This window comes from Pseudomonas sp. GW704-F2 (assembly GCF_059423025.1).
The window spans coordinates 77,307-96,966 of sequence record NZ_JBWKXO010000006.1; the positions used below are offsets into that span (position 1 = coordinate 77,307).

19 protein-coding genes are annotated in these 19,660 nt (G+C 64.0%); 9 read left to right on the forward strand and 10 right to left on the reverse strand.

Annotation, left to right across the window (positions count from 1 at the left end):
- The first annotated feature begins 39 nt into the window (after positions 1-39).
- Positions 40-510: a MarR family winged helix-turn-helix transcriptional regulator gene (locus AC07W0_RS07065; RefSeq protein ID WP_017848139.1), complete on the forward strand. Its 471-nt coding sequence runs from the start codon at positions 40-42 to the stop codon at positions 508-510.
- Between the two features lie 108 nt (positions 511-618).
- Here the strand turns inward: AC07W0_RS07065 and AC07W0_RS07070 are convergent, their stop codons facing one another.
- Positions 619-1,623, reverse strand: a complete 1,005-nt coding sequence (locus tag AC07W0_RS07070) for a transketolase-like TK C-terminal-containing protein (RefSeq protein WP_102617262.1) — start codon at positions 1,621-1,623, stop codon at positions 619-621.
- A 143-nt stretch (positions 1,624-1,766) separates the two neighbouring features.
- Between AC07W0_RS07070 and AC07W0_RS07075 the strand changes: the two genes are divergently transcribed.
- A complete protein-coding gene (locus AC07W0_RS07075; protein ID WP_146013163.1) occupies positions 1,767-1,946 on the forward strand; it encodes a hypothetical protein in 180 nt (59 codons plus the stop codon).
- An 8-nt stretch (positions 1,947-1,954) separates the two neighbouring features.
- Here the strand turns inward: AC07W0_RS07075 and AC07W0_RS07080 are convergent, their stop codons facing one another.
- Both AC07W0_RS07080 and AC07W0_RS07085 read right to left on the reverse strand, forming a co-directional pair.
- The gene (locus tag AC07W0_RS07080) at positions 1,955-2,989 is read right to left on the reverse strand and encodes an AraC family transcriptional regulator (RefSeq protein WP_046485428.1); all 1,035 of its coding nucleotides are present in this window, start codon (positions 2,987-2,989) and stop codon (positions 1,955-1,957) included.
- A gap of 4 nt (positions 2,990-2,993) precedes the next feature.
- Complete coding sequence (locus AC07W0_RS07085) at positions 2,994-4,124, reverse strand: carbon-nitrogen hydrolase family protein (protein ID WP_102617261.1); 1,131 nt, start codon at positions 4,122-4,124, stop codon at positions 2,994-2,996.
- A gap of 211 nt (positions 4,125-4,335) precedes the next feature.
- Here AC07W0_RS07085 and AC07W0_RS07090 point away from each other — a divergent pair, with 211 nt between their 5' ends.
- Both AC07W0_RS07090 and AC07W0_RS07095 read left to right on the forward strand, forming a co-directional pair.
- The gene (locus tag AC07W0_RS07090) at positions 4,336-6,375 is read left to right on the forward strand and encodes an NADPH-dependent 2,4-dienoyl-CoA reductase (protein WP_017848135.1); all 2,040 of its coding nucleotides are present in this window, start codon (positions 4,336-4,338) and stop codon (positions 6,373-6,375) included.
- A gap of 57 nt (positions 6,376-6,432) precedes the next feature.
- Positions 6,433-7,323, forward strand: coding sequence for a 1-aminocyclopropane-1-carboxylate deaminase/D-cysteine desulfhydrase (locus AC07W0_RS07095; RefSeq protein ID WP_102617260.1), 891 nt, complete (start codon positions 6,433-6,435; stop codon positions 7,321-7,323).
- Here the strand turns inward: AC07W0_RS07095 and AC07W0_RS07100 are convergent.
- The 3 genes from AC07W0_RS07100 to AC07W0_RS07110 all read right to left on the reverse strand — a co-directional run bounded on the left by AC07W0_RS07100 (position 7,320) and on the right by AC07W0_RS07110 (position 9,946).
- On the reverse strand, positions 7,320-7,865 hold the full coding sequence (locus AC07W0_RS07100) for a cytochrome b (RefSeq protein WP_046485421.1): 546 nt from the start codon (positions 7,863-7,865) through the stop codon (positions 7,320-7,322). The genes AC07W0_RS07095 and AC07W0_RS07100 overlap by 4 nt on opposite strands.
- A gap of 114 nt (positions 7,866-7,979) precedes the next feature.
- The gene (gene phnX, locus AC07W0_RS07105) at positions 7,980-8,807 is read right to left on the reverse strand and encodes a phosphonoacetaldehyde hydrolase (RefSeq protein WP_102617259.1); all 828 of its coding nucleotides are present in this window, start codon (positions 8,805-8,807) and stop codon (positions 7,980-7,982) included.
- Between the two features lie 29 nt (positions 8,808-8,836).
- A complete protein-coding gene (locus tag AC07W0_RS07110; protein ID WP_102617258.1) occupies positions 8,837-9,946 on the reverse strand; it encodes a 2-aminoethylphosphonate--pyruvate transaminase in 1,110 nt (369 codons plus the stop codon).
- A 126-nt stretch (positions 9,947-10,072) separates the two neighbouring features.
- Between AC07W0_RS07110 and AC07W0_RS07115 the strand changes: the two genes are divergently transcribed.
- Together AC07W0_RS07115 and AC07W0_RS07120 are read left to right on the forward strand one after the other, a co-directional pair.
- Complete coding sequence (locus AC07W0_RS07115; protein ID WP_017848130.1) at positions 10,073-10,930, forward strand: LysR substrate-binding domain-containing protein; 858 nt, start codon at positions 10,073-10,075, stop codon at positions 10,928-10,930.
- A gap of 101 nt (positions 10,931-11,031) precedes the next feature.
- Complete coding sequence (locus AC07W0_RS07120) at positions 11,032-11,739, forward strand: YebC/PmpR family DNA-binding transcriptional regulator (RefSeq protein WP_017848129.1); 708 nt, start codon at positions 11,032-11,034, stop codon at positions 11,737-11,739.
- 123 nt (positions 11,740-11,862) lie between these two features.
- Here AC07W0_RS07120 and AC07W0_RS07125 read toward each other — a convergent pair whose 3' ends face one another.
- The 4 genes from AC07W0_RS07125 to AC07W0_RS07140 form a co-directional block, all read right to left on the reverse strand.
- The gene (locus AC07W0_RS07125) at positions 11,863-13,176 is read right to left on the reverse strand and encodes a leucine-rich repeat-containing protein kinase family protein (RefSeq protein ID WP_102617291.1); all 1,314 of its coding nucleotides are present in this window, start codon (positions 13,174-13,176) and stop codon (positions 11,863-11,865) included.
- Positions 13,177-13,216: 40 nt separating this feature from the next.
- Positions 13,217-14,311, reverse strand: coding sequence for a cell division protein ZapE (zapE, locus tag AC07W0_RS07130; RefSeq protein ID WP_046485411.1), 1,095 nt, complete (start codon positions 14,309-14,311; stop codon positions 13,217-13,219).
- A 117-nt stretch (positions 14,312-14,428) separates the two neighbouring features.
- Positions 14,429-15,166, reverse strand: coding sequence for an anti-sigma factor family protein (locus AC07W0_RS07135; protein WP_017848126.1), 738 nt, complete (start codon positions 15,164-15,166; stop codon positions 14,429-14,431).
- Entirely contained in the window at positions 15,163-15,669 is a 507-nt protein-coding gene (locus AC07W0_RS07140) for a sigma-70 family RNA polymerase sigma factor (protein WP_046382864.1), read from the reverse strand. Before AC07W0_RS07140 ends, AC07W0_RS07135 begins: the two co-directional genes overlap by 4 nt.
- 198 nt (positions 15,670-15,867) lie before the next feature.
- Here AC07W0_RS07140 and AC07W0_RS07145 point away from each other — a divergent pair, with 198 nt between their 5' ends.
- The 3 genes from AC07W0_RS07145 to AC07W0_RS07155 are packed head-to-tail and all read left to right on the forward strand — an operon-like array spanning position 15,868 to position 19,574.
- Positions 15,868-17,475 (forward strand): amino acid adenylation domain-containing protein, encoded by a 1,608-nt coding sequence (locus tag AC07W0_RS07145; RefSeq protein ID WP_102617257.1) that lies wholly within the window; start codon positions 15,868-15,870, stop codon positions 17,473-17,475.
- On the forward strand, positions 17,468-18,766 hold the full coding sequence (locus AC07W0_RS07150) for a ferredoxin reductase domain-containing protein (protein WP_102617256.1): 1,299 nt from the start codon (positions 17,468-17,470) through the stop codon (positions 18,764-18,766). The genes AC07W0_RS07145 and AC07W0_RS07150 overlap by 8 nt, the downstream gene beginning before the upstream one ends.
- Positions 18,767-18,809: 43 nt before the next feature.
- Positions 18,810-19,574 carry an enoyl-CoA hydratase-related protein gene (locus AC07W0_RS07155; RefSeq protein WP_017848122.1) on the forward strand — a complete coding sequence of 255 codons (765 nt, stop codon included), beginning with the start codon at positions 18,810-18,812 and terminating at the stop codon, positions 19,572-19,574.
- Positions 19,575-19,660: the final 86 nt, after the last annotated feature.

Sequence of the window (19,660 nt, forward strand, 5' to 3'; positions counted from 1 at the left end):
ACTATTGCAACCTTCTTGAAATTCCCCGGATGGTGTTGCATGTCGTCGAAAGAGCCTGATGTCTGGTTCCGTTTTGTCAGGGCCCACAGGACGGTCATCCGTGAAATCGAGCGGCGCCTGGCCGCGGCCGACCTGCCGCCCTACGCCTGGTACGACGCATTGTGGGGCCTGGAAAGCGGCCCCGAAGGTACTCGGCGCATGCATGAATTGGCCGATGTGCTGGCCATCGAGCGCTACAACCTGACGCGCCTGGTGGACCGCCTGGAAAAAGACGGCCTGGTGGTGCGCTCCCGCTCCGACGGCGACGGCCGTGCCGCGTTTGCCACGATCACCGAGGCCGGCCGGGTGTTGCGCAAAAAGATGTGGGGCATCTACGAAAGCACGGTGGATGAGCTGTTCCTGTCGCAGATCGCACCGGAGCAGCGCCAGGGGTTTGCCGAAGCCCTGGAACGTACTGCCGGGTTGGCGATGGAGGCCGGTGTGCAGGTCCGTAACCGGCGCAAATCCTGAGACACGACGATTCAACGTGGAAGATGGCGTGGTCCCGATAACAGGCAGCTGTCGACTGACCCGCCGCTATCGGGAGCAAGCCCCTTGCGCCGTTGTTCGCATTCCGGCTCATTGCAGTGAGTAGCGCTTCATCGCCCGTTCGACCTGCTGTGCAGCGATAAGCCCGTCCTTCGCCAGGGCGCTCAATGCAGACACCGCAATCCAATAGCGACTGGGCGCCGATGCCTGCACCGAGCCCGCGCCCAGCCCCACGAACCGCGCATCCACGTAAGCCGCCAACGGGTCGACAATCGGCTGTGCATAGCCGGTCACTGCAATCACCGGCGCGGCATTCCCGGCCAGGCACTCGCGCAAGTGGCTGCTGCGTCTGGGGGCGGTGGGGTGCAGGCGATTCCAGCGTTCGGCCGCCGCGGCCTCTCGGGCCAGCCGCGTGTAGCTGGGGCAACTCCACAACTGCGCGGTGATATTCCAGTCCTGTGCCAACAAGCGTTTGGCCTGCACGACCTCTTCAAGCGCCCGACCTGCGCCGAGCAAGCGCACGTCCCCTGGGGCATCGCGCTGGAGCGGATACATACCCTTGAGCGCATCTTCACGGTCCTGCTCGGTCAACGGTACTGCGTTGTCGTCGTCATGCAGCGCCAGGTAGTAAAACCCGGGCTTGCCGTCGATATACAAGGTGCGCAGTCCCGCCAGCACGATCGCCCGGACTTCCTCACCCGTGGCAGGATCGTAGGGTGTGCAATGCGGATTGCTCGCCAGCCACAGCGGGAGAGAAGGCTGTGCGCCCTTGGGCCAGGCCGAGGGTTGGGTTTCGATGTCGTTGCACAGGATGCCGCGCTGCGCCGTCTCGGTCGACAAGGCACACAGTTGTGCCGACGACACCGCGCTGTGCAGGTACAGCAACGGTTTTTCCGCAGTTTTGCGCGCAAACCAGACGGGCCAACTGCCCACACGCCGGGAACGGGACTGGCCGCGAATCACCCAGGCCTGCCGGCTGGCTTCCAGGGTGTTGGCCATGCTCATGACGGTATGCAATGGCGAACTTCGTGTATGTCCGGCCTGGTTCAACGCATCACAGCAAAGCTGTGCGGCGTGCGCGGTGGTGGCAATCATCGGTCTGACTCCTCGGCAAGGGAGGCTTACCCTAAGGGAAATCGACTTATAATTGCAATTGCAATGGTTGCAATTGTTTTTTGATGGCCCAGTGCTAAATCCGCACAACGCTGCTACGTTTATTCTGAAGGTGTAGGAACGTCATGACACTGACATTTTTCCGTCATCACGGCACATTAGGCTGGCTGTGCAGGTCATTTACCTGCGGCTGCTTTCAACTCAAGAAGGAGTTCACCATGGACGATTACCAAGAAGAACTGCTGGAGTATCAGGCCTTTGAATGGGACCCTTTGGACCCTGCCGACGACGCTACTGAGCTGTAAGACCGGCTTCAGGCGGATTGCCGCTGACTGCGGCGAAATTCCCCTGGGGTTTGGTTGTTCCACCGCCTGAACGCCCGTTGAAAGGCCTGGGCCGAGGCAAAACCGAGCAAGTAGGCGATCTCGCCGAATGCCAGTTCCGTATCGCGGATATAGGTCATGGCCAGGTCGCGGCGGGTATCGTTGAGGATCGCCCGGAACTGAGTGCCTTCATCGGCCAGTTTGCGGCGCAGGGTCCAGGTCGGCAGCTTCAAGCGCGCCGCCACTTCTTCCAGGTCGGGTTCCCGGCCGCCATTGAGCATCGGCCCGAGCAGGCGGGTAATGCGCTCGCGCAGGCTGCGGGTGCGGGTCAACTGCTCCAACTCCCTTTCACACAGTTGTAACAGCAGTTGCCAGGTACTCGGGCAATGCTCCGGGTTGCGCAGCGCCAGGGTTGTCTGGCTCAGGCGCAGTTGATTGGCCTCGGCGCCGAAGTGGACCGGGCTGTCACCCAGCACGCTGTATTGTTCGCTGTAGTCCGGTGCTTCGAATTCGATCTCGATGCGCTGCGCCTGTACCGGCTGCTGGGCCAGGCTCGACAGTTGGTGCAGCCAGCCGGCGATGATCGAGTCGACCACAAAGCGGTTATAGGCGTTGTACGGGCTGATGGAGTAGAAACGCAGCCACGCGCCTTCGGCGTCTTCATGAAAGCTCGACTGCCCGCGATAGTTGGAGCCGTACAGCGCTTCAAAGCGCGTGAGGGTGCGGGCCGCTTCGCGCACGTTGGGCGCCTGGGCGGCCGTGACGCCGGCCAGGCCGGCCTGGCTCAAGCGGCTCGACTGGCCCATGCGCAGGCCGAGGCCCGGGTCGCCGGTCAGTTGAATGGCGGCATGGCCCAAGCGCATGTAACGCGGGATCGACAAGCGCGCGCCGGCTTCTGCGAGCCGTAGCGGGTCCAGGCCGTATTGCAGCAACAGCGGTTGCGGGTCCAGGCCGTGGCTGCTGATGGCGTCGGCCAGGGTGTGCACGAAGCCCACCGACAGATCCCCCAGGCGTACCGGCTTCACGGCGTTACAGCCAGATATTCAGCAAGCGCGCGCCACGGGCGTCGCCGTCGGCGAACACCTGGCCGTTGCTGCTGAGAAAGCTCTGGCCGGCGCTGCCCAGGTCCCAGAACTGCCCGCGCAGAAACACACTCATGCCCGCGATGGCCTGGCTGATGGGCGGCTGGCTGATCAAGGTCAGGCGCCGCCAGGCTTCGCCTTCGCTGAGTTCTTCGGGTTTGAGGCTGATTTCCGCGGGCGTCGACACGCTTTTGAAGCCGCGCCAAGGGCGGCCCCAGGTGTCGCGGCCGATAACAAACGCGGGGACGGCGATCAACCTTGCACCTTGCTCATTGAGCTTGCGGTAGTTGTCCGGGTACCAGCTGTCGCTGCCGATCAGGATGCCCAGGCGTCCGGCCGGGGTGTCGACCACGCTGACGGTGTTTTCATCCCCGGGCGCAATGAAGCCGCGCTCGTCGTAGATCGGGTAGAGCTGACGCTGCGGCTGGCCCAGGGGCAGGCCATCGGCCGCAAATACCAGGCTGGCGTTGTACAGCGCGCCATGCCCGACCTGCAGTTGCCCCTCGCTCACGCTGGGGTTGGGCAACGCGATGGAACCGGCCACCAGGGTCACGCCAAACTCCTTGGCCAGGCCGCCGAACAGCACTTGGTAGTCCCGCGCCATTGCCGGGGCTTTCATGCGCAAGTACGCGTCGTCCATGCGGTTGTCGCCGGTGGCGCTGATCCAGGCGCGCATGAACTGCAGCGGGTTGCTGATCGACAGCCAGTTCATCGCATCTTTCAGGTGGGTCGCCTGATACAGCTCGTTTTTTTCGCCGCTGAGCATCAGCCAGGTGCCGATATGTTCCGGCAGCACCACGATGGTTTTTTCATTGATCAGCCCCTGGTTTCGCGCCGTTTGCAGGTAGGCCGCGAGCTTCAGGTGCAGGCGTTCCAGGCTCTGGTAGTCGCCGGGGAACAGTTCCGGCTGAATGCCCAGCAGGTTGCCGCGATCGGCAGGCTGGCCTTCGTTGACGGCCAGGGTGATGCGCAGGTCGGACAGGTAATGCGCCACGGGGCGTTCCTGGGTCCAGACCAGATAGGCGGCGACGGCGGCAACCAGCGCCAGGGTGACGGTAAAAGCGAGAAGTTTACGCATGGGGGAACAGACAACAGACCGAGTGCAGGGTTCGCGACTAGGGTAGGGCCCGCGGCTCGGCTTGCCAAGGGGCGCTGTGCATTTGGATCAATAACTTGTCAGTTTCGGTCATTGAGTGCTAGCCGAACGCCTCTTAGTCTGTGGGACATAAACCGATGGCAAGCCGTAAGAGCGTGCCACGTCCCGTGATGATCCGTTGTGGAGCTTGACCATGACCGCTGCTGCGTACCCGCACCTGCTGGCCCCGTTGGACCTGGGTTTTACCACCTTGCGCAACCGTACCCTGATGGGCTCGATGCACACGGGGCTGGAAGAAAAACCGGGCGGTTTCGAACGCATGGCGGCCTACTTCGCCGAGCGCGCCCGTGGCGGCGTGGGCCTGATGGTCACCGGCGGCATTGGCCCGAACGATGAAGGTGGGGTGTATTCCGGCGCGGCCAAGCTGACCACCGACGAAGAGGCGCAGAAGCACAAGATCGTGACCCGCGCCGTACACGAAGCCGGCGGCAAGATCTGCATGCAGATCCTCCACGCCGGCCGTTATGCCTACAGCCCCAAGCAGGTGGCACCGAGCGCGATCCAGGCGCCGATCAACCCGTTCAAGCCCAAGGAACTGGACGAAGCGGGCATCGAGAAACAGATCCAGGATTTCGTCACCTGCTCGCTGCTGGCGCAGTCCGCCGAATACGACGGCGTGGAAATCATGGGTTCCGAAGGCTACTTCATCAACCAGTTCCTCGCCGCCCACACCAATCACCGCACCGACCGTTGGGGCGGCAGCTACGAAAACCGCATGCGCCTGGCGGTGGAGATCGTGCGCCGGGTGCGCGAAGCGGTCGGCCCGAACTTCATCATTATCTTCCGCCTGTCGATGCTCGATCTGGTGGAAGGCGGCAGCAGTTGGGAAGAAATCGTGCAACTGGCCAAGGCCATCGAGCAGGCCGGTGCGAGCATCATCAACACCGGGATCGGTTGGCACGAAGCGCGCATTCCGACCATCGCCACCAAGGTGCCGCGGGGCGCGTTCAGTAAAGTCACCGCCAAATTGCGCGGTGCGGTGCAGATCCCGCTGATCACCACCAACCGCATCAACACCCCGGAGATTGCCGAGCAGATCCTCGCCGCAGGCGATGCCGATATGGTCTCGATGGCGCGGCCGTTCCTCGCCGACCCGGAGTTCGTCAACAAGGCCGCGGCCGGTCGTGCCGATGAAATCAACACCTGCATCGGTTGCAACCAGGCCTGCCTCGACCACACCTTCGGCGGCAAGTTGACCACCTGCCTGGTCAACCCGCGCGCGTGCTACGAGACCGAGCTCAACTATCTGCCGGTCAAACAGATCAAGAAAATCGCCGTGGTCGGCGCCGGTCCCGCGGGCCTGGCCGCTGCCACGGTGGCGGCCGAACGCGGCCATCAGGTGACGTTGTTCGATTCGGCCAGCGAGATCGGTGGCCAGTTCAACATCGCCAAGCGCGTGCCGGGCAAGGAAGAGTTTTTCGAGACCCTGCGTTATTTCAACCGCAAATTGCAGACCACCCATGTGGAGGTGTGCCTCAACACCCGCGTCGACGTCGCGCAACTGACGGCAGGCGGGTACGACGAGATCATCCTCGCCACCGGTATCGCCCCGCGCACGCCGGCAATTGCGGGCATCGATAACCCGAAGGTGCTGAGCTACCTCGACGTGATCCTCGAGCGCAAACCCGTGGGCAAGCGCGTCGCGGTGATCGGTGCCGGCGGTATCGGCTTCGACGTGTCGGAATTCCTCGTGCATCAGGGCGTGTCCACCAGCCTGGACCGCGACGCGTTCTGGAAAGAGTGGGGCATCGACACGCAGTTGCAAGCGCGTGGCGGCGTCGCCGGGATCAAGCCGCAACCGCACCCGCCGGCGCGCGAGGTGTTCCTGCTGCAGCGCAAGGCTTCCAAGGTCGGCGACGGGCTGGGCAAGACCACCGGCTGGATTCACCGCACCGGGTTGAAGAACAAGCAGGTGCAGATGCTCAACAGCGTCGAGTACCTGAAGATCGACGACGCGGGCCTGCATATCCGCATCGGCGCCGAGGGCGAGCCGCAGTTGTTGGCGGTGGACAACATTGTGATCTGCGCCGGCCAGGACCCGTTGCGCGAATTGCAGGACGGCCTGGTCGCAGCGGGCCAGAACGTGCACCTGATCGGCGGTGCCGACGTCGCCGCCGAACTCGACGCCAAGCGCGCCATCAACCAGGGCTCGCGCCTGGCGGCTGAGTTGTAAAACGCCGAGAAGGGGCAGTGTTAGACTACTGCCCCTTTTTCATACGGACTTGCGCCGATGGGCCCTTTCGACTGGCTCCCCCATGCGCCCCTGGAACCGCTGCCGCTGGATTGGCTGAACGGGGTCGAATTGGCCGTGCTGCGCCTGGACCGCATCGACCCGCTGATCAGCGGCAACAAGTGGTTCAAGCTCAGCGAACACCTGGCCCTGGCGCAACAGGCCGGTGCCGGCGGGATCATCAGTCTCGGCGGGGCGTACTCCAACCACCTGCATGCGCTGGCGGCGGCCGGCAAGCGTTTTGATTTTCCCACCGTCGGCCTGTTGCGCGGCCATCCCCAAGACACGCCCACCGTTCTCGATTTGAAAGCCTTCGGCATGCAGTTGCATTGGCTGGGCTATGGCGGCTACCGCGCGCGGCATGAACCCGATTTCTGGCAGCCGTGGCACGAACACTATCCCCATCTCTACCCGGTGCCCGAAGGCGGCGGGGGCATCGCCGGGGCGTTGGGTTGCGGTGTATTGGTCGAGCAGGCGCGTGCGCAATTGAGCAACGTGGGGTGGGACGATTACGACGCATGGTGGCTGGCGGCAGGCACCGGCACGACTGTGGCCGGGCTGGCGCTGGCCGAGGCGGGGAGACATCCGGTATACGGTGCAATGGCGGTGCCGGACGATCACGGCGTGGCGCAGAACGTGCGCGCTATCGTGCAGGACGGCTTTGCGTTGTTGGACGCCAGCCGGGGCGGCTTCGCCAAGGTCGACCCGTTGTTGCTCGACTTTATCGAGACCACGCAACGGGCCTGCGGCCTGCCGCTGGAGCCGCTCTATACCGGCAAGGCACTGCTGGCGTTGAAGCAACAGGTCGAAGCCGGGCGCTTCCCTCCCGGCACGCGTCTGATCTTCGTCCACACCGGCGGCTTGCAAGGCCGCCGAGGGTTGGCTGCCTAACGCTTGGGCAGCATGCGCAACACGGTGTTATCGCGGATGAAGTAGTGGTGGTACAGACCTGCCACGGCATGCAGGCCGATCAACCAATAACCGATGGAGCCGCCCAGCTCGTGCCACTCTTTGATCTGCTTGGACAAGTCCTTGTTTTCGCCGATCAGGGGCGGTAACTCGATCCCATAGAACATCACGGAATGCCCTTGGGCGCTGACGATCAGCCAGCCAGCGATCGGCATGCCGATCATGAAGGCATACAGTGCAAAGTGCATCAGGGTCGCCAGCAGGCTCTGCCATTGCGGCGGTGCCGGTACGATTTTCGGCGCGACCCCCAGCGAGCGGGCAAACAGGCGCAGCCAGACCAGCACAAACACGGTCAGGCCGAACATGAAGTGCATTTCCACGATCAGCGCCCGCCCGCCACTGCCTTTGGGGAAGATCCCGCGAAACTCAATACAGGCGTAGACCACCGCCAGCAGCACCACCATCAACCAGTGCAACGCAACCGACATGGTGCTGTAACGTGACTCGGAATTTTTCCACGGCATCGCTTGATTCCTCACTCATCAGGGCAAACCTCCGTTCTTTGGCGACGAAGTCCTTTTACTGTAAGCCTGTTTTGCAGGGTTTGCCCGGCGCGAATGCCGTTGAGTTGACCTCGATCAGTGGCTTTGCGGCATTTCACCGCGGGCCAGGCGCTGGTTGATGTCGGCGATCACCGCTGGCAGGTCGGTGATGGTGTCGATCATGTAGTGCGGGCGCGAGCCTTCGAACATCGCTTCGATACGCGTGCGCTCATGGGCCAGGCCGGCGCTGTCCAGGGCGCGGAACTGCGCGTAGGTCAGGCCCAGGGCGTTGCCGGAACAGGTCAGCGCCACGGTCCACATCCCGGCGCGACGGCCTTCGAGAATGCCCGGTACGGTGTCGTCGACCTTGACGCATGCCGCCACATCGTCAACGCCCAGGGCGATCACGTTGGCCAGGGCCTGCGCCGGCCATGGGCGGCCGTTGGGCACTTCGTCGGTGGCGACTACATGGTCGGCGACGTAGCCGTTGGTGGCGGCCAGCGCGACGACCTTGTCCATCACTTGCTTGGGATAGCCGGAGCAGGAGCCGATCTTGAGCCCTTGCGCACGCAGTGCGGCGATGCAGTCGAGGGCGCCGGGGATCAGCGCCGAGTGCTCGGCGATCTTTTCGATCTGCAGCGGCATGAAGCGCTGGTAGATCGCGCTCACGTCCTCGTCGCTGGGCGTGCGGCCGAACGCCTGGCGGTAACGCTCGGCGACCTGCGGCTGGTTGCACAGGGTGCGGATATGGTCCCATTTGCCCATGCCCATCGGGCCACGGGCTTCTTCGATGGAGACCTGGACGCCGAACTCGGCGAAGGCTTCGACAAAAATCTGCGTCGGCGCGAACGAACCGAAGTCGACCACGGTGCCGGCCCAGTCGAGGATGACAGCCTGCAGGGTATTAGGGTGTTGATAGTTCATGGTTCAGATCCTGGGGGTAAAAAGGGCAATCAGATGTCCAGCACTTGCATCGCGTGCAGCGCCTGCGCAATGGCCGCGACCGCCGCGCGCATCTCGGTCGCATCGACGTGGCCGATGCAGCCCACGCGAAAGGTGTCCACTTCGGTCAATTTGCCGGGGTACAGAATGAAACCCTTGGCCTTGACCCGTTCGTAGAACGCCTTGAACTGGTAGCGCGGGTCTGTCGGCGCGTGGAAGGTGACGATGATCGGTGCCTGGATCGCCGCCGGCAGGAAGCTGCGCAGGCCCAGTTCGGCCATGCCGTCCAGCAGCACCTGGCAATTGTTGGCATAGCGTCGCTGGCGCGCGGGCAGGCCGCCGTCTTCGTGGTATTGCAGCAGCGCTTCGTGCAGCGCGGCGACCACATGGGTCGGCGGGGTGAAGCGCCACTGGCCGGTCCTGGCCATGTACTCGTGCTGCTCGAACAGGTCCAGCGCCAGGGAGTGGCAGTTGCCTTGGGCGGCGCCCAGCGCGTGTTTTTCAGCGAAGACAAAGCCCATGCCCGGCACGCCTTCCAGGCACTTGCCCGAGGCGGCGATGAGGGCGTCGAACGGTACTTCGCGGGCATCGATCGGCAGCGCGCCGAAGGAACTCATCGCGTCGACGATCAGGCGCTTGCCATGCTCTTTGACCACCTGGGCGATCTGCGGCAGCGGGTTGAGCAGGCCGGTACTGGTTTCGCAATGGATCAACGCGACGTGAGTGATGGCCGGGTCGGCGTGCAGCAGGCGGTCGACGTCGGCGGCGGTAGTGGGTTCGTCCTCGGCGGTTTCAAAGGTGCTGAAATCGCGGCCGAGCACTTCGCAGATCTGCGCCAGGCGCTTGCCATAGGCGCCGTTGATCAGCACCAGCACCTTGCCGTTGCGTGGCACCAGGGTGCCGATGGCCGCTTCGACGGCGAAGGTGCCGCTGCCTTGCAACGGCACGCAATGGTGAGTGGCGGCGCCGTTGAGGATCGCCAGCAGTTGCGAGCAGACGCTGGCGGTCAGTTGATTGAAGCGCTCATCCCATGAACCCCAGTCCACCAGCATTGCCTGGCGGGTGCGGGCAGAGGTGGTCAGGGGGCCTGGGGTCAGCAGGATCGGCGCGGCGCTGCTCATTTCAAGTCCTCGCAAAGTGTCCGGGGGTGGACGTTACGGCGCCTAAATTGCAGTTTGGCTTGTCATCAATCAAATTGTTTGTTGTTATGCGAGCTATCAGTCAGGCCGATAGAAAGGTCACTCAACATGAATTTGTTCCAACTGCGCGCATTCGATGCAGTGGCCCGTGAGGGCAGCTTTACCCGCGCGGCGGCGCGGTTGTTCATCAGCCAGCCGGCGGTGACCGGGCACATCAAGGCCCTTGAAGAGCACTACCAGATCCCCTTGTTGCGCCGCACTGCGCGGCGCGTCGAGTTGACCGAAGAGGGGACACGCCTGGCAGCGATCACCCGGGCGATCTTTGGCCTGGTGGACGAAGCCCAGGCCCTGCTGGAGGCCAATCGGCAGTTGCTCAGCGGGCGCCTCGAAGTGGCGGCGGACGGACCGCACCTGGTGATGCCGATGATCGCCAGCCTGCGCGCGCGCTACCCAGGGATCACCGTGAACCTGCGCCTGGGCAATGCCCAGGAAACCCTGGCGGCGCTGCTGTCCGAGCATGCGGATGTGGCGGTGCTCACCGAAGTCGAACCACGCAACGGCCTGCACTTGCAGGCGCTGGGCGAATCGCGGATCTGCGCGTTGGTGCCGGCCAGCCACCCGTGGGCGACGCTGGCCCAGGGCATTCAGTTGGAGCAATTGCACGAGGTAATCATGGTGCTGCGCGAGCCGGGCTCCATTACCCGGCGCACCTTCGATCACGCCTGCCTCGGCGCCGGGGTGCAGCCGAAAGTGCTGCTGGAGCTGGACAGCCGTGAAGCGGTGACCGAAGCCGTTGCCGCCGAGTTGGGGGTTGGCGTGGTGTCCTCGATGGAGGTCAGCCCGGACCCACGCGTGCGTGCGCTGCCGATCCACGGGCAGGGGCTGCTCAACCGACACATGTTGGGGTGCATGGAGCGCCGTCGGTCGCTGCGTTTGATTCAGGCGTTTTTCGAGCTGGCGCCGTGAAGGTTTTTTGGTGGAACGTTGCGTTTTTGCCCTATAAACTCTGCCCCCAAAGCGCCGGCCAGTAGACGTCTCGGCGCGATGCATGAGGAAGAGAGCAAGTCATGGGCGCACAGTGGAAAGTCAAACATAAAGAAGCGGCAGCCAATGCCAAGGGCAAGATCTTCGGCAAACTGGTGAAAGAGATCACCATCGCTGCCCGTAACGGTGCCGACACCGCGACCAACGCCCACTTGCGTCTGGTGGTGGAGCAGGCCAAAAAAGCCTCGATGCCCAAGGAAACCCTGGACCGTGCCATCAAGAAAGGCGCCGGTCTGCTCGGGGAAACCGTGCAGTACCACCGCGTGACCTACGAAGGGTTCGCCCCGCATCAGGTGCCGCTGATCGTTGAGTGCGTGACCGACAACATCAACCGCACCGTGGCGGAAATCCGCGTGGCGTTCCGCAAGGGCCAACTGGGCGCTTCCGGCTCCGTGGCCTGGGACTTCAACCACGTCGGCCTGATCGAAGCCGCGCCGGACAGCCCGGACGCCGATCCTGAAATGGCGGCCATTGAAGCCGGCGCCCAGGATTTCGAAGAGGGCGAAGAAGAGGGCACCACCCTGTTCATCACCGAAACCACCGACCTCGACGCCGTGCAGAAAGCGCTGCCGGAGCAGGGTTTTACCGTGCTGTCGGCCAAACTGGGCTATATCGCGAAGAACCCGGTGACGGGGTTGACCGACGAGCAGATGGCTGAAGTCGAAGCCTTCCTCGAAGGCCTGGACAACCACGATGACGTGCAGGATATGTTCGTCGGCCTGGCCGGCTGATCCATGCCTGAATAAACGCGCTCAAAACTGTGGGAGGGGGCTTGCCCCCGATAGCGGTGTGTCAGTCAACGACAATGTTGAATGGGCCACAGCCATCGGGGCAAGCCCCCTCCCACATTGGGTTCAGTGCTGTGGAATAGATTGCAGCAGCGCTTCGACTTCCTCGAAGCCCGGCCGCGCCAGCACTTCGGGCTGACAGCAGCGCGCCTGCAAGCCTTCCAGGATCTGGCGTGTGGTGTCGCTCAAGCCTACGTCGATCCGCTGCAACAACTCCCCGAGCAACACTCCGAACGCACGCACTTCAATGCGTTGCAGTGCCCGGGTTTCCAGGGTGTCGGCGGTGGCATGGAACGACGCCGCGCCGAAATCCCCGAGCAAGCAGTCGCCCGCCGCGTTCCACAGAATATTGTGGCCGTACAGGTCGCCATGGGTGATGCCATGGCGGTGCAGGTGCGCGCCCACCGAGGCGATGCCGCGAGCCATGCGCAATGCCACCGCGAGGCTGAAGCGGGTAGCCGGTTCGTAGATGTCGCGGGTGCAGGACGCCAGGCTCGGCAGGGCGGCGAGGTTGCGGTAGCTCGGCTCGATCAGGTCCATCACCAGCGCGGCCTGGTCGTCGGGGTGGCCAACCACGCGGCCTTCCACCTTGATCAGGTTGGGGTGCAACCCGGCGGCAATGCATGCCTGCATTTCGTGCAGCGGTGAGCCGTCGCTGGTGATGCTGCCTTTGTACAGCTTGACCGCCACCGGCTTGGCCGAGGGCTGCCAGAGTGCCTTGCGGATCACCCCGGAGGCGCCTTCCCCGAGCACCTCGGCCAGTTCCAGCGCCGACCATGGAATGTCGGGCGTCGCATCGTCGGCGGCCACGTCCGCCGCCATTTCCACCGGGTTGCCGGCGTAGGCCAGCCAGGTCAGGCTGGGCAGCGCCAGGAGCCAATCGGGCAAGCCGGTGAGGCGGTTGGAGGCGATGCGGATCAGCTCCAGGTTGTGACAATTGGCCAGGCTTGGCGGCAGGTGCGCCAGGTGGTTGCCGGCCAGCATCAGTTTTTGCAGCAGCGGCCGCTCGCCCAATTCGTCGGGCAGTTGGCTGATGCAGTTATCGGTGAGGATCAACCAGCGCAACAGCGGCGGCAACGCGGCGGCCGGCACGTGGCGGATGCGGTTGGCCTTGAAGCCGATCATGCTCAGCTTTGCGCATTGGCCCAGGCAGGCCGGCAGTTCGGTAAAGGCGTTGTCCGAGCAGAACAGCACGCGCAGGTGCGGCAGGCGATGCAGGTCGTCGGGCAGGCTGCTCAGGGCGTTGCCGCTGAGGTTGAGGATTTCCAGGGAGTCGGCCAGTTCGAAGATTTCCCGGGGGAATTCGGTCAGCCCACAGGACAGGTCCAGGCGCTGGATGCCGGCCAATTGGCCGGCCTTGAGTTGGACGAGGGTATTCATGAACGGCGCGGTCACTCGGCAAGGGGGCGTAAAAAGGCGCTCATGATACCGGGTCGGGCGTGTGTTGCGGGCGGACCGCCTGCAATTGGTTCAGGCGACTGGCGGTGCGCGCCAGATCGATGGCCTGGCCGCTCAAGGCCTGCTCCAGCGGGTGCGCGCCGATCAGGATCAGCTGTTTATCCTGGTCGTAGAGCACGTCCACCAGGTTGATAAAGCGCTGTTGCACGGCGATCGGGCAGTCTGCCAGGTGCGGCAGCCCGTCGATGATCCACTCGTCGAAGTCCTGGCACAGCAGCAGGTAATCCATCACCGCCGTGAGTTGTTCGCAGAGGTCATGGAAGGTGAAGGCGATGCGCCGTGCCTGCTGGCTGCGGCAGCGCAACTGGCGGTTGCCGACCGTCAGCGCCTGCGCCGGGCAATCCGTGGCCGGCAGCCCGAGCGCGGTTCGCTGCGCCGGTGTACCCGGCCACACGTACCGACCGCTGCTGAAGCGCTGTTCGGCATGGGCCTGGGGCAGGCTGCGAAAGTCCTTGGGCGAGCTGACTTCCAGCACGTCCATGCGCGCTGCGATCAGGTCGATCACCGGCTTGAATCGCTCGTGGTACAGCGGGTTGGGCAACAGCCCTTGCGGTGGATAATTGGACGTCACCAGCACCAGGACGCGACGTTGGAACAACGCCTTGAACAGGCGGTTGATCAGCATCGCATCGCCGATATCGTGGACATGGAATTCGTCGAAACACAGCACGCGGCAGCCATCCAGCAGCGCATCCAGGGTCACGGCCAGCGCATCGTGGTGCTGACGGTGGGCGAACATGCCCCGGTGCAGGCGGGCGAAAAAATCATGGAAATGCACGCGTTGTTTTTCGGCGATCGGCAATGCCTGGAAAAACCCGTCCAGCAGCCAACTTTTGCCGCGCCCCACCGGCCCGTGCAAATACAGGCTGCGGGTGGGCTGGCCGGCGAGCAGGTGGTGGGTCTCGCGCGCCATCGCCGCAATCGCCCGGGCCTGTGCGGCGCTGAGGGTATAGCCGTGCTGCTCGGCCTTGGTCTGAAAGAAGGTGGGGATGGGTGAGTCGTCGTGGGTGGGGTGTTTTTTACCGAGCAAACGACGGATCAGGGAACGCGGCGCCAAGGGGAGTCACTCTGTGTGCGGTGGTCGCTCACTTTAGGGCGACAATCGGGATTTGACCAATAGCGAAGCGCGCCGCCAGCCATCTCGAAAACGCATGGCCTTTACGGGGCGTGGGCTTCAGAACTGCAGCAGCGGCGTGGTCGGCAGCCCCTGCGGGCTGACCATTGCGTAGTTGTACCCGCCGCCGGACCAGTACTCGGCGAGCAAACCATCGGCGCTGCGGCTGCCGCGGGGCAGGAAGTTATTTTCCGGGCCCGGCGGGCGGATGTAGAAACTGATGTGCCGGCCTTGCCGATCCTCGTACAGCACCATCGCCGCCGCGCCTTGTTCGGTGCTGAGCAAGCGCCCGCTGACGGCGGTGAAACCCGCCTGGCTCAAGTCGGGCAGACGCTGGGCCTGGTTGAAATAGCGGTCGAGCCAGGTTTGCATCGTGGCGTTGCCCTGGGCGTGATAGTCGGCGGGCAGCACGCCGTCCTGGGCAAACAGGCGGTAAGCCTGCATGGCATCGGCCATGGGCAGCATGGGCGGTTGCGTGGCTTCGCGCGCCTGCCAGCCACCCAGGCCGCCGAGGCTGACCGCCATCAGCAGCACCGCCGCCGTGGCGAAATGGCGGCGCGACTGCTGCTTGATGCGCTGGCGGATCAGCGCCGGGTCCAGGGCCGGGTTGGCCGGCTGCTGCAACGCGCCACTCAAGGCGGCGCGCAATACGTGCGCGTCCTGCTGCCAGGCATGCACCTGGGCGGCGACCTCGGGGTGGGCGGCCAAGTAGGTTTCCAGCACGCGTCGATCGCTCTCCGGCAGTTGCTGGTCGACATAGGCATGCAAATCGCGTTCGCTGGGGGGCAGGCTGATCATTTGAGTATCCGCAGGGAAGGGCTGGTCATTTCGCCATCGCTGAGTTGACGCAGGGCTTGGCGCGCCCTGGACAGACGCGACATCACAGTGCCGATGGGCACGTCGAGAATCTGCGCGACTTCCTTGTAGCTCAAGCCTTCGACCGACACCCACAACAGCAGGGCGCGCTGTTCGCTGTTGAGCCGGTCGAAGGCTTGCAGGGTCGACTGGGCGATTACCGTGCGTTCGACCGACGGCTGCACATCGTCGCGGCCGGTGAAGAACTCGAGCATGCGCGCATAACGCCGGGTGCGCCGATGGGCATCGAGGAACTGCCGGTAGAGGATCGAGAACAGCCAGGCGCGCAGGTCGCCGTCGACGGTTTTGTCGGCCCAGCGGGTGATCGCCCGTTCCAGGGTCGATTGCACCAGGTCGTCGGCGCTGCTGGCGTTACGGCTCAGGGACAGGGCAAAGCGCCGCAGCCTGGGGATGAGTTCACGTAACTGTTCGTCGAGTTCATGCATGGGGAGTCGAGTCTAACCGGTTGTGTGCAGGTAGACGCTGCTCCCCGTAGGTTATTCCACTCGCGATGAAAAGAAACTTTACGCGTGTCGGTGAGAAGTTTCTGTAAAGCCTGAGCGCCTGTAATCGCGGGCTCGTACCTCAATCCACCCTCATACCTGCCAGCCATTTTTCGGCAGTCAACCGATGAGGGTGTATCCATGATGTTTTCACCGACCGAAAAACCGCTTTTTTCCCCGCCCATGCTGGCGCCTCTGCCTGTCCTGCAGCGCGCCTTGGTTGAACAATGGGGCTTTGGCCCATCGACCCCGCCGAGCGCCGCCTGTATCCACCACGCCATCGAAGCGCAAGCGGCGCTGGCGCCGCATGCGACGGCGGCAGTGTGTGCGGGGCAGCGCATCAGTTATGAACAACTCAACCGCCAAGCCAATCGTTTGGCCGCGGGCTTGATCGAGCAGGGCGTCAAACGCGGCGACACTGTGGCGCTGTTCGTCGAGCGTTCGATCCCCATGCTGGTGGGCCTGTTGGCCGTGTTGAAGGTCGGCGCCGCGTATGTGCCGCAGGACGCCAGAATCGTCCCGCCCCTGCAACTGGCCATGGTCCTCGAGTCATTGACCAGCCCGCTGATCCTGACCCTGTCGCACCTGGCGGATCGCATCCCGTCAGACGCCGCCCATCGCAGCTTGTGCCTGGACACGTTCCTGGCCGAAGTACCCTGGATCGCCCAGGACAATAAGCCGGTGGGCGCCGTCGTCGACACCCATGACCTGTGTTTCGTGCTGTTCACGTCCGGCACCACGGGGCGCCCCAACGGCGTGTGTGTCAGTCACCGTAACGTATGCAACATCCTGTTGACGCAGCCTGGGCGGATGGGCATGGCGCCGGGCCGCAACGTCGGGCAGATCCTCAATATCGGCTTCGACATGGCGGCCTGGGAAATACTCGGCTGCCTGGCCCATGGCGCGACGTTGCTGATTCGCGGCAAAGCCATTGCGCAGACCGCTGCACAGTGCCATGTGTTGATCGCAACCCCTTCGATCCTGGCCGGCCTCGATCCTCGGCAGTGCCCCGATCTCCAGGTGGTCGCGGTCGCCGGAGAACCCTGTTCCCAGGCCCTGGCCGAGCGTTGGGCGGCGCATTGCACGTTCTACAACGGCTGCGGCCCCACCGAAACCACCATCGTCAATACGCTGCATCGGCATGTACCTGGCACCCCATTGACCATCGGCCAGCCGACCCCCAACAACAGCGTGTACGTGCTCGACGAACAGGGCTACCCCTGTGAGGCGGGGCAAGCCGGGGAAATGTGGGCGGGCGGCGCCGGGGTAACGGCGGGCTACCTGAACAACCGCGCATTGACCCACGAACGGTACCGTCCGGACCCCTTTGTGGGCGGCGACGCTATGATGTTCCGCACACGCGACCTGGGGCGCTGGACGGCCGACGGGCAACTCGAGCACCTGGGGCGCGTCGATGACCAAGTGAAAGTCCGAGGGTTCCGGGTGGAACTGGACGCGGTGTCCAGCGCCCTGGAAGCCGGCGATGGCTGCACGCGGGCCGTCACGCTAAAACTCGACAGCCGCACCTTGGTCGCCTTTGTTTCGCCGGCCAGCGCCGACGTGGCGTCCTGCCGACGCCAATGCGAGCAGCGCCTGGCCTACTACTGCGTGCCGGCGCTGATCGACGCAGTGGAGCATTTTCCACTGACCGCCCGCGGCAAGATCGACAAGGCGCTGTTGCTGCAACGGGCGCGTGAAAGATGGGTGGCCATGCAGGCGTTCGCGGTGCAGGAGCCCGGCCATGCTTGATGCCCTGAGTCAAACCGTGGTGCCGCCCAAACCGGCGCTCTGGCGGCGCTGGACGGCGTTGCCGGTGTTTTCCTACTACAACCGCCTGGCAGCGCTGGTGTTGCTCAGCAACCTGGCGTTTGCGGTGCTGGGCGTCGGCCTGCAGGGCGTCAGCGCCCAGACGTTGTCGGCGCTGGTGCTGATCAACCTGTCGCTGGCCATCCTGATTCGCCAGCAATACCTGATCAATGCGTTGTTCTGGCTGGCGACGCGCATCCCCGTCACCTGGCCGCTGCGTGTGCGGCGCAGCGCGGCCAAGGTGTACCACGTCGGCGGGCTGCACAGTGGCGCGGCCCTGGCGGCCACGGGCTGGTTCGCGGGGTGGGTCGGTGTGCAGGCCACGGACTATCTGCAGCGGCCGGGCAGCGTTTCGTCCGCTGGGTTGTGGCTTGGCGTGACGCTGCTCGGCGTGTTGCTGTTGATGGTGGGCATGGCGCAACCGCGCATCCGGGGGCGATTTCACAATGGCTTCGAGCGGGTTCATCGGTTTGCGGGGTGGGCCGCGTTGCTGTTGTTTTGGGCGCAGACCTTGCTGGCGTCCGTCGAACGCGGTGCGAGCCTGCTGCACAGTGGCGCGTTCTGGATGCTGGTGCTGTTGACGCTGAGCATCGCGCTGCCCTGGCTGCGGCTGCGCAAGGTCGCCGTTGAGCACACGCGGCCTTCCGGGCATGCGGTGATTACGCGCTTTACCCACACCACGCCATTCGCCGGTTCGTCGACCGCGATCAGCCGACATCCGCTGTTGGAGTGGCACTCGTTTGCCAACATCCCCACACCGGGCCAAACCGGGTTTCGGCTGACCATTTCCCGCGCCGGGGATTGGACGGGGCGGTTTATCGAGGACCTGCCGCGCCATGTGTGGGTCAAGGGCATCACCACCGCTGGCGTGGCCCATGTGGAAACCCTGTTCAAGTCGGTGGTGTACGTCGCCACCGGCAGCGGGATCGGCCCGGTCATGCCGCATTTACTCGCGGCGCGGCTGCCGATCCAGCTGATCTGGTCGACCCGCAGCCCGCGCAAGACCTACGGCGACGAATGGGTCGACGAGATCCTGCGTGCCCAGCCCGACGCGTTGATCTGGGACACCGATGAGCGCGGCAAACCTGACCTGGTGCAGTTGGCCTACGGCGCGGTGCAAGCCTGTGGCGCGGAGGCTGTGATCTGTATCGCCAACCAACGACTGACGCGGCAGGTCGTGCAAGAGCTGGAAGCCCGGGGGATACCCGCCTATGGCGCGATCTGGGATTCGTGAAGCGCATGTGTTCATTAAACGATATCAATCAATGGAGGTGCCTATGAATGTAGTGATCGAGCGTCAGGGTCGGGTGGTCCTGGTCAGGCTCAATCGTCCCCAGGTCAAGAATGCGCTGAACTCGGCGCTGATGACCGAGCTGGTTTCCTGTCTGGAGGCCCTGGACCAGGACCCCCAGGTCGGGTGTTTTGTCATTACCGGCGGTGCGCAGTATTTTGCCGCCGGAGCCGATATCAAGGAGATGAGCGGCAAGACCTATCAGGACATGCTCAACGAGGATTACTTCGTCGGCTGGGAGGCATTTACCCGCCTGCGCACGCCGACCATCGCCGCCGTCAACGGTTACGCCTTCGGCGGAGGGTGCGAACTGGCGCTGATGTGCGACATGATCTTTGCCGCCGATAGCGCCACCTTTGCCCAGCCGGAGATCAAGCTCGGCGTGATCCCTGGCATGGGGGCGACCCAACGTCTGACAGGCTTGATCGGCAAGGCCAAGACCATGGATCTGGTGCTGACCGGGCGGCCGATGACGGCTCACGAGGCTGAACAGGCCGGGTTGGTGTCGCGGGTCTATCCGGCGGCGAGCTTGCTGGAGCAGACGCTGGCAGTGGCCGCGCAAATCGCCGGTTTTTCTCGCCTGGCCACCCGGGCGGCGCGCGAGGCGGTCGAGCAATCCCTGCAGCTCGGGCTGCACGAGGGCGTGCGGCTGGAACGTCGACTGTTCCACAGTCTGTTCGCCACGCCCGATCAGCAGGAGGGCATGCAGGCGTTTCTCGACAAGCGACCGGCCGCGTTTAATCGGGTGTAGGAGGGCCAAGGACTCGGCGCTGGCTGCTCTGAAAAAAACTACAGTGAAGGAGGAATAAACCTACATGGGATTCGTCTCATAGCTCA